Raw genomic sequence first — 15,694 nt, 5'->3', positions numbered from 1 at the left:
CTCCGTTACGCGAGTTTGCCGAACAGGCCCTGCGGCCGGATCAGAAGGACGATGGCCATCAGCGCGAACATCACGATGGTCGCCATTTCCGGTGCGAACAGCGCGGTCATGCTGATCACGACGCCGACCAGAAGACCCGCGATGATCGAGCCGACCAGCGAGCCGAGGCCGCCGATGACAGTCACCACAAAGGCTTCGGCCAGCACCAAGGCGCCCATTTCCGGATTGACTGACCGCATCGGGCCGGAGAGCACGCCGCCGAGCGAGGCCAGTCCGACACCGAGCCCGAACACCAGCAGCCAGACCTTGCTGATATCGACGCCAAGCACCTTCATCATGGTCGGATCACGCGCTCCTGCACGCACGATCAGGCCGAACTTGGTCTTCTCCAGCCCGAGCCATAACAGCACCACGACCAGGAAGACAACGCCGACGACGAAGATGCGGTAGATCGGGAAGAAACCGACGCCGAGATCGACCACGCCGGTCAGTGACGACGGCGTGGGAAACGGAATGCCGTCACTGCCGAACACGATGCGCACGCCTTCCACCAGCACGTAACTGAGACCGAAGGTGAGTAGAAGCGGATCGTCGATCGAACGGCCGTAAAGCGGACGGATCAGGACATATTCGATCGCCATCCCGAACACGCCGATCATGATGGGGGCAACAAGCAGCCCCCACCAGAAACTGCCGGTCAATGAGGCGACCCATAGCCCGGCATAGGCGCCGACCATGAACAGCGCGCCATGCGCGAAGTTCACCACGCCGAGCATGCCGAAAATGATCGACAGGCCGAGCGCGGTGATCACGAGGATCGCACCGAGGGCAACTCCGGAGAAGAGTTGCATCAGGATGAGTTCTGTATCCATGGAAGGCGCGTACTTTCGTTTAGGCCGGGAAGCCGAGTTCCGTACAGCTGCGCAGCACGTTTTCCGAAGCCGGCTCATTGGCCACGATGCTGAACAGATCGCTGTCGCCCTTCATATCGGCCTTCTTCTTGGACTCGAGCACGAGAACCGATTGGACCGACTGGTGATCGCATTTGCGATAATATTGCGGGCCCTTGGCGACATCGTATTTCAGGCCTTCCAGCGCCGCGATCACCTTGTCGGTGTCGGTACCGCCGGCCACTTGCATCGCCTGCAGCAGCGACGAGACGCCGGTATAGCCATAGGCGCCGTAGTCGGTCGGGATCGCGCCGCCATTGGCCGCGCGATAGGCGTCGTTGAACGCCTTGGCACTCGGCAACTGGCTCTCAAGGCCCCAATAGTAGTTAGAACCGCCAACGACACCTTCGAACACTTCCGGGCTCACCGCCAGCCGCTGGTTGTGCAGCAGCACAGGCACAACGATCTTGGCCTGCTGCTTGAGGCCGAAATCGACCGCCTGCTTGATCGAATTAGCCTGATCGCGACCGAAATTGCTGATGCACAGGATGTCCGGGCGCATCGAGCGCAGACGCGGCATAAAGGTCGAGTAATCTGCGGCACCGAACGGGTGCATGATCTCGCCGACGGTCTCAGCACCGATTACGGCCTGCGCACGCTTGAAGCCGCGCAGCATTTCATGGCCATAGGCATAGTCGGCCACGAGATGCGCAACCTTGGTTCCCTTCTTGAAGGCGTGCCGCGCCACGGCACCTGCGGTCATGGTCGGGTTGAGCGCTTCATGGAAGGTGTATTTGCTGAAGTCTTTGACCTCGTTGATGGTGTCGGACTGGCTGATGGAGACATAGAGCACGCCGCGGGCACGCGTCACTTCATTGACCGCGAGCTGCACCGCGCTGGACAGCGATCCGACAATCGCATGCACCTTGTCTTTTTCGATGAGCTCGAGCGTGCGGGTCGCGGCCTCGCCGCCATTGAGCTTGTCATCGCGCACCAGCAGCTCGATCTTGCGACCGTTGACGCCGCCCTTGTCGTTGAACTGCTTGACGGCAAGCTCTGCACTCTTGACCTGATCCTTGGCTTCCGCCGCGAACGGGCCGGTCAGCGGTGTCGGAAAGCCGATGCGGATCGTGTCGTCGGCAGCGCGTGCAATCCACGGCATGGCGACGACGCTCGCGCCGGTGCCGAGCGCGGCCAGCACGTGGCGGCGCGAAATATGATTGCGTTTGGTGTCTCGAATGTCCTTCGTCATGATGTCCTCCGTTTGATTTCTTTTATGGGTCAGATGTGTCCAAGCGCCTTGAGTATTCGCGCCGGTGTCATTGGCACCTGCGCGACCGTGCCTCCGAATGGCTTCATCGCATCATTCATCGCATTAAGCGCTGCTGCTGATGCCGCAGCCGTACCGGCTTCGCCGACACCCTTGGCGCCGAGCTGGGTATCCAGCGTCGGCGTCTCGACATGTCCGATTTCGATGTCCGGCATCTCCACCGCCATCGGCACGAGATAGTCGGCGAGCGAGCCATTGGTGAGCTGGCCGTTGTCTCCGTAGACGCATTCCTCGAAGAACGCCGCGCCGAGCCCCTGCACGACGCCGCCGCGGATCTGCTCATCGACCAGCAACGGATTGATGACACGGCCGCAATCCTCGACCACCCATAGCTTGAGTATCTTGACCAGACCTGTCTCGACATCGAGTTCGAGATGACAGGCCTGGACACCATTGGTGAAGGCGAAGGGATAGCCTTGCGGCGCGTAATGATGCGCGACCGACAGTTGCGCCTGCGTGCCGGGCGGCAGTGTATCCGACCGGAAGTAAGCGATGCGCGCGATCTCGGAGAGCTCCATGCGCTGCTGCGCCGTCGCGGCATCCACGATCCAGCCACTGTGGATGTCGAGCTTCTCCGGTTCGTCCTGCAAGATTGCCGCCGCCACGGCCAGCACATTGGCCTTGAGCTTCTTGGCGGCCTGCAACGCCGTTTCGCCGCCGATACCGGCGCCACGGCAGGCATAGGTCGCACCGCCATGCGGGGTGGTGTCTGTGTCGCCTGTCATCACCTTGATGCGATTGCTATCGACGCCGAGATGTTCGGCGACGATCTGCCCGATGATGGTCTCGGTGCCCTGCCCGAGTTCGGTCACTGAAATCGAGCAATGAACATCCCCCGACGGCGTGATCTTGACGATGGCGCCATCCTGCGACGAGATGCGCGCACCGCCGACGCCATAGAAGGCCGGGCCGGGATTGGTGATTTCCACAAAGGTGGCGATACCGATTCCGCGATGAATGCCCTTGGTGCGCAGTTCGGCCTGCTCGGCGCGCAGCCGCTCGTAGCCCATCATCGCCTTCAGCCTGGCGAGACAGGCGTGATGCGACAGCGCTTCGAACTGGTAGCCGGTCGGAGATGTACAGGGATAGGCGTCGTCCGCGATCATGTTGCGGCTGCGGATGTCGAACACATCCTGCGCCGTTTTGTCGGCGATCATGTCCACCAGACGCTCGGTGACGGTGCAGGCCACCGGATGCCCAACGGCCCGGTATTGGCTCATCTGCACCTTGTTCTGGAACACCACCTGCAGATCGGCCCTATAATTCCTGAATGTGTAAGGCGCGCCCATCAGGCGGTAGACCTGATTGCCTTCGACCACACTGGTGCGCGGATAGGCCGAGAATGCCCCGATGCCTGTAACGTCCTCCACATCCATCGCCAGGATGTTACCCTCTGCATCGGCCGCCATGCGTGCGCGGACGCGATGATCGCGCGCGTGGATATCCGACACGAAAGATTCGATCCGGTCGGCGACGTATTTCACCGGGCGGCCCAGCATCATGCTGAGCCCGATCACCGCCATGTCCTCGTGATACATGTGCAGCTTCATACCGAACGAACCGCCGATATCCGGTGCGATCACGCGGACGCGGGATTCGGGGAGGCCGTAGTGGCGGGCATAGATATCCTGGAACTGATACGGCGTCTGCGTCGCATGATGCACCGTCAATTGCCCTTCGCTGGCATCGTAATCAGCGATGATCGCGCGCGGCTCCATGGTGACCGCCGTGTGGCGACCGAAGTGAAACTCCTCTTCCACCACATGCGCGGCGCCGGCGAAGACATCCTCGACACCGCCGGTGTCGATCTTGCCATGGAAACAGAGATTGCTGCCGAGTTCCGGTGAAATCACCGGCGCATCCGGTGCGCGCGCAGCGTCGATATCGACAACGGCGGGCAGTTCATCGAACGCGATATACACCGCCTCCGCTGCATCTTCAGCCAGTGCGCGCGTATCGGCTACGACCGCGACAACCGCCTGGCCGGACCATACGACCTTGTCGACAGGCAGCGGCAGTTGCGGCGGCGATTTCATGCCTTTGAAGTGATCCATGGTGCCGACCCATGGCGTGCAGAGCTTCGCAAGGTCCTCGCCGGTCGCGATCAGACGTACGCCGGGCATTTCACGTGCCGTCTGCGTGTCGATCGACAGGATGCGCGCATGCGCGTATGGGCTGCGCACATAGGCGACATGAAGCATGCGCGGCAGCGTGATATCTGTGACGTAGCGACCACGACCGGCCAGCAACCGCTTGGCATTCGGGCGCGGGACCGAGCGGCCGATATAGGAATTCGGACGATCCAATGGTGTTAGCACGCTCATGCGCTGACCTCCTCGGACGCCTGAGCAATCACACCAGCATCGCGGTCGCGAGCGACCTTCTCGATCGCATCGACAATCGCTTCATAGCCGGTACAGCGACAGTAATTGCCCGACAGCGCGTCGCGGATCTCTTCGCGCGACGGCACGCCCGGCTGCGACAGCAGGGCATGGGCCGTCATCAGCATCCCCGGCGTACAGAAGCCGCATTGCAGGGCATTGCGCTGATGAAATGCCTCCTGAAGATCGGCAATCGCAGTGCGCTCGCTAAGACCTTCGACGGTCTCGATGGCCGCCCCACTTGCCTGCACCGCGAAGGTCAGACAAGAATGTACGACGCGGCCATCCAGAATAACCAGACAGGCGCCGCAAACGCCCATCTCGCAGCCGGCATGGGTGCCGGTCAGTTCCAGCGTCTGGCGCAGGAAATCCGCTAGCGTGATGCGCGGCGCGATGCTGTGCGACACCTCAGTGCCGTTCACCGTCATGGTGACATGGACGAGATCGTTCATGCGCCCTGCCTCGCGATCTCGCCCAGCAGTCGGCCGAGAAGAACGCGCGCCAGATGGCGCTTCATGGCAGGCGGCGTGTGCTCGTCTTCAGGCGGATCGAGATCGTCGCCGACAACGGCCTGCGCAGCAGCGATTGCAGCCTGATCCAGCCTCTTGCCGATCAGAGCTTCTTCCGCCTGCCGGGCGCGCAGTGGCGTGCTGCCTACAGAGAAGAACGCGATACGCACCTGTTTGACGACGTCATCGACGAATTCGGTGAGAATGCCGCAGCCCACCAGCGCAAAGTCGCCACGCCGACGCGCAAGCTCGTGAAAGGCCCAGCGATGATTTGGTCGAACCACCGGCACGTGAATCGCGACAAGAAGCTCGCCCGGTTCGATCGCTGTCTGAAACAAATCGAGGAAGAAATCGTCGGCCGGCACGCGACGTACGCCGTCGCGGCCAGCAATTTCGAGCTCAGCGCCCAGCGCCAACGTCATCGCCGGGAATTCCGAGGCCGGATCGGCGTGTGAAATACTGCCGCCGAGCGTGCCTTTGTTTCGTATGGCCGGATGCGCCACATGCGGCGCGGCTTCGCTGTAGAGCGGCGCGTGCCGGCGGATCAACGGATCGGTCAGCACTTCGTGATGGCGGGTGAGCGCGCCAATGCGCAACCAATCACCCTGCAGGTCGATGCCACGAAGCGTCAAGATATGCGCGATGTCGATCAGCAGTTGCGGCGCCTGCAAACGCAAGGCAAGCGCCGGTACGAGGCTCTGGCCACCTGCGATGTAACTCGCATCGTCGCCGGCTTCCTCGAACGCTTTCAAAGCCTCCACCACGGTGGAAGCCCTCACATAGTTGAACGCCCTCGCCTTCAACGTCTTCTCCCTAAACGTCTCGCGGACGTCCAGTTGTGACCATTTGGTCGGAAATCTAGAACACGTCGATTTCCCCGGGTCAACTTAAAATGACCATTTGGTCTCTTTTTCGAATTGAGCTATTCAGAACTCCCGCAACGCGAAGCAAAAATGGCAAAAAAGCCCATCAAATCAGTTGAAAAGCCACCGCGTCGCAACATGCGCGCGGCGGAGCGCGAGCGCTTCATCGTCGACGAAGCGGTGAAATTCTTCGCCGAACACGGCTTCGGCGGGCAGACGCGCGAACTGGCGAAACGCATGGGCATCACCCATTCGGCCATCTATCGGCACTTCCCGAGCAAGGAAGCGCTGATCGAGCGCGTCTATGAAGAGATCTATCTCAGCCGCTGGTCACCCTCGTGGGCCGGCCTGATCCAGGATCGCACGCTGTCGCTGCAGGCACGGTTGTCGCGCTTCTATCTCGAATATGTCGAGCAGGTCTTCGAATACAACTGGGTGAGAATCTTCGTCTTCTCCGGCATGAAATCCTTCGACATCACCAAGCGCTATCTTCAGATCGTCCGCGAACAGATCATCGAGCCCGCCTGCCGCGAGCTTCGTCACGAGTTGAAGCTGCCTTCAAGCGATCAGGTGCCGCTGTCGGAGCGCGAGGTCGAAATGTTCTGGGGTTTGCACGGCCGCATCTTCTATATAGCCATCCGGCGTTTCGTCTACGACACGCCGACACCGGAGCGACTGGACGACATCGTCAACGACGCAGTGAGGGTGTTTCTTGATGGCTCAAAACAGCTGATGCCTGAGCTTGTACAATCGGCATCGTGACGCTTGTGGCACAGCCACGCCGGCAGATTGATCAAGTTGCCCGAGCACTTGAAGTGCATTGACGGAACCAGGTTCTGCCGCGGCATTAATGCGGCCGGTACTGGCGCACGCTTTTCCGGCGAAGGAGTGAGATCGCACCACGTCGGCATAGCGGGCTTTCCGAAGCGCGACGCTCGAAATGTTCATTGCCGAGGTCGGAGAGACGCTTGCTGTCGTTGTCGCGGGTGCAACTACAGCAGAGGAAAGCGAAACGCGCGTCACCGAGTATCATTTCTCTCAGCGATACTTATGCGCGCGTTTGTGTAGTTCACCGTGTCGGGATTACTAAAAGTACCGCTGCGAACAGATTGAAGCGTTACGCACCGTGCTACCACTTCTCTGATACCAGCCTCCAAGTTTTAGCACAATAAACTCACCGTTTTGCCCAAAGCCGCGCCAAACTCCCGCCTCAAACGTAAACAAACGTTAATCCATGGGCGCTTCGATCGAAGCTAATGCAGAACTGTAGTTACGTACCTGCACTTTCTTTTACGAAGTTTCTTGGGGGCTTCGTCAACACAATACAGGGGAACGGTATTGGCAACATTACACTACACATCCGGCGATAACATCGACGCGCAAGGTAACTTCACTCCAGCTCAGGCAGGCTTCAATCTCGCCGACGTTTCGTCGGTGGAGCAAGTGAACGCTTTGCCAGCAGGTGTGAAGGGCCTCGTCTGGCTCGATCAGGGCGATGGCGTCACCCAGAGCTTCATCGACGCTGTGAAACCTTACATCGGTAATCCCAACGTCTACGGTTTCTTCCTTAAGGATGAGCCAGATCCCACGGGGCAGTGGAATACCCTCGTGACCGCTGCAAACCTGAAGGCTGAGTCCGATTGGATTCACGCCAACGTTCCGGGCGCGAAGACGTTCATTACCATGATGAACATGGGATCTTCAGATAATCCCAGCTTCGCGAATACGTACACTCCGGAAAACACCCACATCGACCTCTTCGGAATCGATCCGTATCCGGTGCGGTCGGGTAGTGGGACAGTCGACTACAGCATGATTGAAAAGGCTGTCGCTGCGGCTGAAGCCGCCGGGATTCCGCATGCCAGCATCGTTCCGGTCTTTCAGACGTTCGGTGGCGGCAACTGGGTCACCGATCAGGGAGGCCACTATGTGATGCCGACCGCCGCGCAGGAACAGCAAATGCTCGACCATTGGGCATCTGTCGTTCCCAATCCGGCATTCGACTACGCCTATGCTTGGGGATCGCAGAACGGAGACGTGGCGCTCGAAAACTCGCAAGAGCTCCAGAACGTATTCCTGCAGCACAATACGAGCACCACGACGACGGGGTCAACGTCGACTGGAAGCACGACTCCGGTCGATACGTCGAGCAGCAGCCCGACAACGCCGATCGACACGTCGCATAGCGGCACCTCGACAGACACGACGTCTTCGAGCGATCCTTCGACGACGCCCACGACCTCCCAGCCAACGACGACGGCGCCGACCACCGACACCAGCAGTTCCGGGCACAACCACCATCACAGGGCTGACTCCTCCCAATCGACAGATGGAAGCACATCGTCCGGATCCGGAGGCGGACACCATCACCACGGATCCACGGCAAACGCGTCGGTGAGCACTGCAACGGATACCGCTTCCAGCAGCGTTACCGACAAAGCGTCGGTCGATACGTCAACAACGACGGACTCGACCTCATCGGTCGACACCTCGACTGCGCCCACGACCACGGAGCCAGCGACGGCGCCGACCACCAACGCTGGCCACTCCGGGCATAACCACCATCACAAGCTGGACTTCTCCCAGCTGACCGATGGAAGCACGTCATCCGGAGGTGGACACCATCACCACGGATCCGCGGCAACCGCGTCCGTGAGCGCCGCAACGGATACCGCTTCCAGCAGCGTTGTCGACACCTCGACTGCGGCGGCCACCACCGAGCCGACGACGACGGCTCCGGCCACCGACGTCGGCAACTCCGGGCACAACCACCATCACAGGCTGGATTTCTCTCATCTCACGGATGGGAACAAATTTTCCTGGGTTGGTCATCATAACCAGGCATCCGCTTCGCCCGCTGCAGCTGCGGCAGCGACGGCTGCAACCGATACGGCTTCGAGCGACGTCACCGACGCAACTCTGGCGCCGCATCTGGATCTCGCCAGCCTCCACAACAACCATCACGTGGATCACCATTCGTGGCACTGGTAAGCCCGCAGAACTGAGTCTGCGACAAAGAACGACATATGCGCGGTGATCCGCACATATGAAAGCGACTTGGGGGGCCTTCATGGCCCCCCAATTTGGGGATCATCGCGGCCAGTATGGTCGCGAGAGGAATGCCGTCTCGCGCAGTGCGGGATGTGTTGCGTACGAGCGCATTCGCGCTCGCTTCTTCGCATATGGCTTCTCTAACGTTAGCGCCGTCCGTTTCGGGCGGCCCGGATGCACACATGTATACTTCAGCAAAGCCACCTGCGCTTGCGGACGCTTTCCGTCAGATACGTCCCGGCCTGCTTGCCGCCGGCGGGCTGTCTGTCTTCATAAATCTTCTGGTGTTCGTTTCGCCACTTTATACGATGCAGATCTACGATCGCGTTCTGACGAGCCGAAACGCGATGACGCTTTTGCTGCTTTCGCTGATCGCACTCGCGCTTTTCATCAGCTACGCAGCACTCGAACACTTCCGCAGTCGTGTTCTCGTGCAAACCGGGATCCGCTTCGACCAGCTACTCTCAGGAGAAGCTTTCGAAACGGCGCTTGCACAGGCGGTGCGCACAGGGAGCTCGCGTCATGTCCAGCTGTTGCGCGATGTCGATACATTGCGCGACGTTCTTTCCGGCGGCGTGATCACGTCTTTGATGGACGTACCCTGGACTCCGATTTTTCTCGGCATGTGTTTTCTGCTTCATCCGTCGATCGGCCTCGTTGCCCTGACGGGTGCGCTCGTTATTCTTGCGCTCGCCTTTCTCAATGAGCGCGCGACCAAAGCGCCGCTGATGGCCGCCTCGGCCAAGAACCTCCACGCTTTGGATCGACTGACATCCTCGCTGCGTAATGCGGAAGCCATCCGCGGCCTCGGCATGGGGCCAGCGATCCGCTCCGCCTGGGGCTCGATGCATGGACAGGCACTCGTTGAAAGCGCCAGGGCGGGAGAACGCGGCGGAACACTGCTCGCAATCTCAAAGTTCCTGCGGATGGCGATTCAAGTGGCGATTATGGGAGTCGGTGCTTACCTGGCCATTCACCAGGAAATCTCGGGAGGCGTTCTCTTCGCTGCCTCACTCATCATGGGGCGCGCGCTTGCACCGGTCGAGGCCGCCGTCTCCCAGTGGAGAGCGTTCGTTGCAGCACGTACCTCCTTTTCCCGCCTCGACGAGGCCTTGCGAAATCGCGCGACAGAACGACAGCCGACACGGTTACCGCCCCCGGTTGGCCAAATCTCAGTCGAAGCCTTGACCGTTATGGTGCCGGGATCACAGCTGGCGGCGATTGCCGATGTCAGTTTCCGCCTGTCACCTGGCGAGGTTGTTGCGATCGTCGGTGCATCCGGCTCCGGCAAATCCTCTCTGGCGCGCGCGCTGGTCGGAGCATGGCCCGCCGCGCAGGGATGCGTGCGCGTCGACGGAAACGACATCCGGCATTTCGAGGCCAGTTTCCTTGGCCAAAGTTTCGGATACCTGCCGCAGGACGTTGAACTATTCGCCGGAACCGTTCGCGACAATATCGCTCGCTTTCGCGACGGCGCTTCGGACGAACAGGTTGTCGAAGCAGCACAACTGGCTTCGGCGCATGCCATGATCCAGCGGCTGCCGCAGGGTTACGACACCGTCATCGGGGAAAACGGCGCTGGTCTTTCCGGCGGCCAGCGGCAGCGCATCGGACTGGCCCGCGCGCTGTTTGGCAGGCCCGTCTTCGTCGTGCTCGATGAACCCAACGCCAATCTCGACGGCGACGGCGATCGCGCCTTGGCTGATGCCATCCAGGCGCTACGGCAGCAACGCGTGACGATCGTGATCATCAATCACAGACCCAATCTCCTTTCATTGGTCGACAAGATTGTTTTCATGCATGACGGGCGCATCGGGCGCGCAGGCACGCGCGAAGAGCTGCTCCCCCTGCTTCTTGGTGACACGGCCGCGCCCAAGCCCCGCGAGACACGGATCGCGCCGGAAGAAGATCGCGGAGTTCACGGACCCTCACGCCACGCGCCGTTTCCACGTTCGGTGCGGCCTGTCCACATAACGAGACAATGATGAATATACCCAAGCTGCGAGCAGAGACGGCTGCTCACGACGAATTGGCGCGCCTTCTCACGCGCCTGAGCGATGGCGGACGCGCACTGCGGTCGCCTGATGTCCTGCAGCGTTTCGCGGAGGTCAAGACACGGTTGCTCGCCTGGCTATCGAAGGCGAAGCTGGCGATCTTCCCGAACAATAATCCCGGGAACGACAATGGCACCCCAACGGGCGACTGGCACACTCCGGCGCGACGCGGCTTTGGCATCGTGTTCCTGACCTTCGTTGTGTTTGGTGGTTGGGCCGGCCTGGCCTCCATCGACGGTGCCGTCGTGGCTGCAGGCTCGGTCGTTGTCGAGAGCGATCGTAAGTCCGTTCAGCACCTTGAAGGTGGCATCGTCCAAAGCCTGATGGTGAAAGGCGACGCGCATGTGGAACAGGGACAGGTGCTGTTGCGGCTCGATCCAACACAGGACCGGGCACGGGAGGAGATGGCGCGCTCGGCCGTGTATTCGGCAATAGCGGAGGAGGCGCGCCTGCTTGCGGAAGCCGAGGGAGCCGATACGATCACGTTTCCGTCCGAACTGACGCAGAAGGCCTCCGACCCCTCCGCGCAGCGCGCCATGGGCGACCAGAAGCGGCGGTTCGAGGAACGCCGCGCGGCGCGAAAGATCGAGGTTTCGATCCTTGAAGAAAAGATCGGACAGGCGCAGCGCCAAATCCAGGGAAACGCTGCGCAAAGCAAGGCTGCACGGGCGCAATTCGACAGCATGGCGCAGGAATATACCAAGCTCAAGCCGCTCGCCGACCAGGGGATTGTTCCGTTCGCGCGGATTGCGACTCTGGAGCGTTCCAAATCCGACCTTGAGGGCCGAATTGGTTCATACGACGCCGACATCGCGCGCTTCGGACGGATCATCGACGAAGCACGGTTACAGATCAATCAGGTCGGGCAGAAAGTTCTGGAGGAAGCCACCGGCAAGCTTGCCGACACCCGCGCTCAGCTCGCTGACGCGCGCGAGAAGCTGCGCATGGCCGCAGACGTTCTCGGTCGGATGGACGTGCGTGCATCTCGCTCCGGGCGTATCGTCAACCTGAAAGTCCATACGGTAGGCGCGGTGATCAAGCCGGGCGACGTCCTGATGGAGATCGTGCCGGACAACGACGTCCTCGTGGTTGCCGCGAAAATATCCTCTCTCGACGTCAATCACGTACAAATCGGCATGCCCACGGAAGTGCGGCTTCCCTCGTTCAAGGCTCGCTCGACGCCGATCGCCATCGGCGAAGTTCTCTCGGTGGCGGCCGATGCGCTTCGCGACGAAGCCACGCACCAGCCTTACTATGAAGTCAAAGTTTCAGTACAAGTGACAAAATTTCCCGACAAAATTCGCGAGAAACTGAAACCCGGCATGATGGCCGACGTCCTGATCGCGACTGGTGAGCGCACCGTTCTTGCCTATCTCATGCAACCGATGACCGATGCGATAAGGCGTGGCATGCGGGAGGACTAAGAAAACCACCGGCGTCGCGACTTACCGAGGCCTCGCCGGCGGCTTGGTTCAGTTCAGCACAACCGTCGTTGCCGCAATGCCAAGACATTTCGGATGTTGGAGCGTTGAATGGACGAGCGGATACGAAGGGCAGCTGCGCGTGCGGCAAGGCGATGGATATGTCGGGCAGGTATCTTCGCAAGGGTCGCGTTGTCCTGCGCTCGTTTAGCATCTGCGTCGGTCAGGGCGCGGGCCAGTTGCATGCTGTCGCTATCTTGCGTCGGACTGAATCCAAGCCGACCAATTGAAACGTACTTTCATATGGCGGACCTTTCCCAACGCGGACCTTAACGAGAAGTTGGCTGCCCTCCGGCATTGAGCGGAGCAAGCGAACAACGTCGCCTGGAAAGGCAAGACCTTTCCCCGTTTCTAACGCCCGCCAGCGCTGTTCAACAACTGGCTCTTCGTTGATCCGGTGCGCGACCTTCATCTCGCCATCCGCGCCCTGCTTCCAGGATCCCGTTGTGGAAATGGTCAGCTCCGTGCGATGGGCGCGGCAATGGATGGCGAGCGCGGAGGCAGCATTTTGCGATGCTGTGCGCGCTGTCATCAGCGCCTCAATCTGCGGCTGATAATCCACCGGAGAGGTGGTCTCGCTGATGATCCAGTTCGGACTTGGAGACGGCGTGGTAGCGTGGGTTTCGGTCATCTCCCCCAACAGCTCATCGACGCACTTCAAGCGCTCCATGCCTTCAAACTGTGAGCAGGTCTTCAGGCGATCTATGGCGCCACCGGTTTGAGCACACACAGTCTGGCTCATAACCAAGAGCACCGCCAGACCGAGAGTACTCGTGTCCTTCATGGGGACCGTCCCGCTGTTACGGCTTGCGGAAGATCGAGCCATTCCTGCGCCGGCTTAAACCGGCCGAGGCTCGGCACGCTGGCCCGCAGATTGACCTCTTTCCATTTCGGATCGAAACCAGGGGACTGCAACCGGTCGAAGCGACCAAACAGATGATCGACAAGGCGCGCCACGCGCCGGTATCGGTCAGACTGTTGTGGCCAGTTATAGGCTGCAAGAATGGTGGGGACTGCAATCGTCGCTATCCGCTCACCTTTCGGCACCAGACTCGGATAGTCCGCCGCGTCGATAGACGATGGAAGATAGTAGTCCTCAAATTTGGCGCCGTATTCGACGGGGAGGAACTTAAATCCGGGATCCCAGCGTCCCTTCAGAAAGGCGTCGACGGGCTTTGACGTCACAAACACAACGGCCGCGATTTCTCCGCGCTTCATTTGCTCCAATGCGACCTGGTGCGGAATGAACATCTTTTCCACGTTTAGTCCCAGCCGACTGAAGATCAGCGGACCGGAATAGGCGGCTGCCGTACCTTGCGTATTGAAATTGACCTTTTTTCCCTTGAGCTCTTCGAGCGACCGTATCTCCGGGCGGACGAATATGTGCAGTTCGGACGGAAAGAGGTTCAGAACGTAAACGATGCGCCGTTCGATAGACGGAACTTGAGTTTTATATTCCTCAAGAGCATCCGTGTTGATGATCGCCGCATCAACGCCTCTAAGATACAGCAGCGAATTGACGTTTTCCGTTGCTCCGCGCGTCACGATCGGGAGGACGTGAAGCTTATCCTCCTCATTTACGACGCGAGCGATCTCTGCCGCGAGACGAAGCGGAGCCCCTTCAATGAGCCCGCCGGCGAGGCCGACAGTCCATGCATTGATGCGCTCTTTCGCGGCCGTTTCGGTCCTTTTCACCGCCGCCGTAGCCTGCGTCTCGCGCGTCGGGAGAGATTGGGCATTGGCAGCCAGTTGCAGCCCGAACGCCGCTAATGCCATGGCAAATGAGAACTTGATGAGCGACATGCGAGTCTCCATTCTCGGAATGACCATCTAGGCCTGACGCGTCAGGAGCTGGCAGCTATTTCAACGACTCAATCCTCGCCTTCGCATCCTCAATGCCGCCCGCCTGTGCCTTTTCATACAGTTCGCGTGCCTTTCTGGAATCACCGAGGACCCCACGTGCGCTCCACGATTTCAGCACGCGAGCGTCGTAGGTCTCCGCGAGCATAAAGGCGGCTCGCGCGCTGCCATGTCCAAGAGCGTGTTCAAGCAATGGGCGCGCCCCGCTGATGTCAGCTTGCCGGAGCAATGCGTTGGCCCGAACAAGCAGTCTCTGTTCGTCCGCCACAGAATAGGGAGCGACACTCGCCAGCACGGTTGCCTCTGATGCCACGGGGACTTTCGGCTCCACACTTGGCACGGCTTCGCGAGCGGTCGACCGTGCTTGCGGTGGCGTTTCCAACACTGACGATCGTTCCGCATATGAAGCGACGGCCTGAGTGGAAGCCCACTGCGGCAAGGCGCTCTTTCCCTCGGTCGTCTTCGCACGGGGCTCCGCCGCGCCTTCGTTCCGGCCAGTAGGGGCGGGTTGGCGCGAAGCGAGAGTCTGAGAAGCACTCACGGCAGCAAGCTGCTGGTTTCCAGCCTTCAGTTGGTTCTTAACAAGAGCGAGCTCCTGCGCAAGTACGTCAGCACGCTCGCGCTCGCTGGCAAGAGCTCGCTTCTGCTCTGCTGCCGTGGTGTTGCTGGCCTCCGTCACCCGAAGCACCTCAGCGTGTGCCGCCGCGAGACGGCTGGCATGCTCCTCGATCTGCTGGCGCGCCGAGGAGAGCTCGCGGGCGACTGCCTCGGTCCGGCTGCGCTCCTTTGCAGATGCGCGCTCTTGTTCGACCTTCGCAGCCTCAACGATCCGCGCAGCCTCCGGCGTCGCGGCGCGCGCCGCGTCGAGTTCCGTCCGGAGAGAGATCAATTCACGCTTGAAGGCTTCTGCTCCGTCTTGCTGCTGTTTGAGCTGCTGTTCGAGCGCCTGCTTTTGTACGATCTCTGCCGCTGTGGCTTTTGCGGCGTCCGAAGCGGCGATCCGCACCGTATCGGGTTCCGCCCGAAGGGAAGCAAGGTCATGGGCGGGCGCGTCTGCCTTCCGCCGCTCCTGCTGTTCGAGCGCCTGCTCTTGCTTGATCTCTGCCTCGGTGGCTTGCACGGCTTTCGAAATCACGATCCGCGCCGCGTCAAGTTCCGTCCGAAGGAAGGCAAGCTCACGCATGAGGTCGATTGTTTTGTCTCGCTCCTGTTCGAGCGCTTGCGTTTGCCTGATCCCTACCTCGATGGCCTGGGCAGACTCCTTGCCTGTCACCC

Annotated in this window: 12 protein-coding genes; 4 read left to right on the top strand and 8 right to left on the bottom strand. The window is 60.5% G+C overall.

What is annotated here, in order from left to right:
- Positions 1–5: 5 nt before the first annotated feature.
- From RSO67_RS19265 to RSO67_RS19245, 5 genes are read right to left on the bottom strand one after another with little or no spacing between them, the layout of a single operon-like run.
- Positions 6–872, bottom strand: coding sequence for a branched-chain amino acid ABC transporter permease (locus tag RSO67_RS19265; protein WP_092140480.1), 867 nt, complete (start codon positions 870–872; stop codon positions 6–8).
- Between the two features lie 19 nt (positions 873–891).
- Positions 892–2,142, bottom strand: a complete 1,251-nt coding sequence (locus tag RSO67_RS19260; RefSeq protein WP_089266640.1) for an ABC transporter substrate-binding protein — start codon at positions 2,140–2,142, stop codon at positions 892–894.
- A 29-nt stretch (positions 2,143–2,171) separates the two neighbouring features.
- The gene (locus tag RSO67_RS19255) at positions 2,172–4,544 is read right to left on the bottom strand and encodes a xanthine dehydrogenase family protein molybdopterin-binding subunit (RefSeq protein WP_315840148.1); all 2,373 of its coding nucleotides are present in this window, start codon (positions 4,542–4,544) and stop codon (positions 2,172–2,174) included.
- On the bottom strand, positions 4,541–5,053 hold the full coding sequence (locus tag RSO67_RS19250; RefSeq protein WP_315840147.1) for a (2Fe-2S)-binding protein: 513 nt from the start codon (positions 5,051–5,053) through the stop codon (positions 4,541–4,543). The genes RSO67_RS19255 and RSO67_RS19250 overlap by 4 nt, the downstream gene beginning before the upstream one ends.
- Complete coding sequence (locus tag RSO67_RS19245; protein ID WP_315840146.1) at positions 5,050–5,913, bottom strand: xanthine dehydrogenase family protein subunit M; 864 nt, start codon at positions 5,911–5,913, stop codon at positions 5,050–5,052. Before RSO67_RS19245 ends, RSO67_RS19250 begins: the two co-directional genes overlap by 4 nt.
- Before the next feature lie 150 nt (positions 5,914–6,063).
- Here RSO67_RS19245 and RSO67_RS19240 point away from each other — a divergent pair, with 150 nt between their 5' ends.
- The 4 genes from RSO67_RS19240 (at position 6,064) to RSO67_RS19225 (ending at position 12,502) form a co-directional block, all read left to right on the top strand.
- On the top strand, positions 6,064–6,735 hold the full coding sequence (locus tag RSO67_RS19240; RefSeq protein WP_315840145.1) for a TetR/AcrR family transcriptional regulator: 672 nt from the start codon (positions 6,064–6,066) through the stop codon (positions 6,733–6,735).
- Between the two features lie 576 nt (positions 6,736–7,311).
- Positions 7,312–8,964 carry a calcium-binding protein gene (locus RSO67_RS19235; RefSeq protein WP_315840144.1) on the top strand — a complete coding sequence of 551 codons (1,653 nt, stop codon included), beginning with the start codon at positions 7,312–7,314 and terminating at the stop codon, positions 8,962–8,964.
- A 242-nt stretch (positions 8,965–9,206) separates the two neighbouring features.
- Positions 9,207–11,009, top strand: a complete 1,803-nt coding sequence (locus RSO67_RS19230; RefSeq protein WP_315840143.1) for a type I secretion system permease/ATPase — start codon at positions 9,207–9,209, stop codon at positions 11,007–11,009.
- Positions 11,009–12,502, top strand: a complete 1,494-nt coding sequence (locus RSO67_RS19225; RefSeq protein ID WP_315840142.1) for an HlyD family type I secretion periplasmic adaptor subunit — start codon at positions 11,009–11,011, stop codon at positions 12,500–12,502. The genes RSO67_RS19230 and RSO67_RS19225 overlap by 1 nt, the downstream gene beginning before the upstream one ends.
- Positions 12,503–12,722: 220 nt before the next feature.
- Here RSO67_RS19225 and RSO67_RS19220 read toward each other — a convergent pair whose 3' ends face one another.
- Genes RSO67_RS19220 through RSO67_RS19210 form a run of 3 tightly spaced genes read right to left on the bottom strand, consistent with a single transcriptional unit; the run spans position 12,723 to position 15,692 of the window.
- A complete protein-coding gene (locus RSO67_RS19220) occupies positions 12,723–13,343 on the bottom strand; it encodes a type VI secretion system-associated protein TagO (protein ID WP_315840141.1) in 621 nt (206 codons plus the stop codon).
- Entirely contained in the window at positions 13,340–14,362 is a 1,023-nt protein-coding gene (locus tag RSO67_RS19215; RefSeq protein ID WP_315840140.1) for a TAXI family TRAP transporter solute-binding subunit, read from the bottom strand. Before RSO67_RS19215 ends, RSO67_RS19220 begins: the two co-directional genes overlap by 4 nt.
- 55 nt (positions 14,363–14,417) lie before the next feature.
- The gene (locus RSO67_RS19210) at positions 14,418–15,692 is read right to left on the bottom strand and encodes a hypothetical protein (protein ID WP_315840139.1); all 1,275 of its coding nucleotides are present in this window, start codon (positions 15,690–15,692) and stop codon (positions 14,418–14,420) included.
- Between the last annotated feature and the right edge of the window lie 2 nt (positions 15,693–15,694).

Origin of the sequence: Tardiphaga sp. 709 (assembly GCF_032401055.1) — a bacterium.
Classification (GTDB): Bacteria; Pseudomonadota; Alphaproteobacteria; order Rhizobiales; family Xanthobacteraceae; genus Tardiphaga.
The sequence above is the reverse complement of the archived record's forward strand: the minus strand, read 5'-3'. Positions and strand labels throughout refer to the sequence as shown.

Bases quoted from the DNA above. Each gene is read 5' to 3' on its own strand.
- RSO67_RS19265 (WP_092140480.1), bottom strand. From the start codon at position 872: ATGGATACAGAACTCATCCTGATGCAACTCTTCTCCGGAGTTGCCCTC.
- RSO67_RS19260 (WP_089266640.1), bottom strand. From the start codon at position 2,142: ATGACGAAGGACATTCGAGACACCAAACGCAATCATATTTCGCGCCGC.
- RSO67_RS19255 (WP_315840148.1), bottom strand. From the start codon at position 4,544: ATGAGCGTGCTAACACCATTGGATCGTCCGAATTCCTATATCGGCCGC.
- RSO67_RS19250 (WP_315840147.1), bottom strand. From the start codon at position 5,053: ATGAACGATCTCGTCCATGTCACCATGACGGTGAACGGCACTGAGGTG.
- RSO67_RS19240 (WP_315840145.1), top strand. From the start codon at position 6,064: ATGGCAAAAAAGCCCATCAAATCAGTTGAAAAGCCACCGCGTCGCAAC.
- RSO67_RS19230 (WP_315840143.1), top strand. From the start codon at position 9,207: ATGTATACTTCAGCAAAGCCACCTGCGCTTGCGGACGCTTTCCGTCAG.
- RSO67_RS19225 (WP_315840142.1), top strand. From the start codon at position 11,009: ATGAATATACCCAAGCTGCGAGCAGAGACGGCTGCTCACGACGAATTG.
- RSO67_RS19220 (WP_315840141.1), bottom strand. From the start codon at position 13,343: ATGAAGGACACGAGTACTCTCGGTCTGGCGGTGCTCTTGGTTATGAGC.
- RSO67_RS19215 (WP_315840140.1), bottom strand. From the start codon at position 14,362: ATGTCGCTCATCAAGTTCTCATTTGCCATGGCATTAGCGGCGTTCGGG.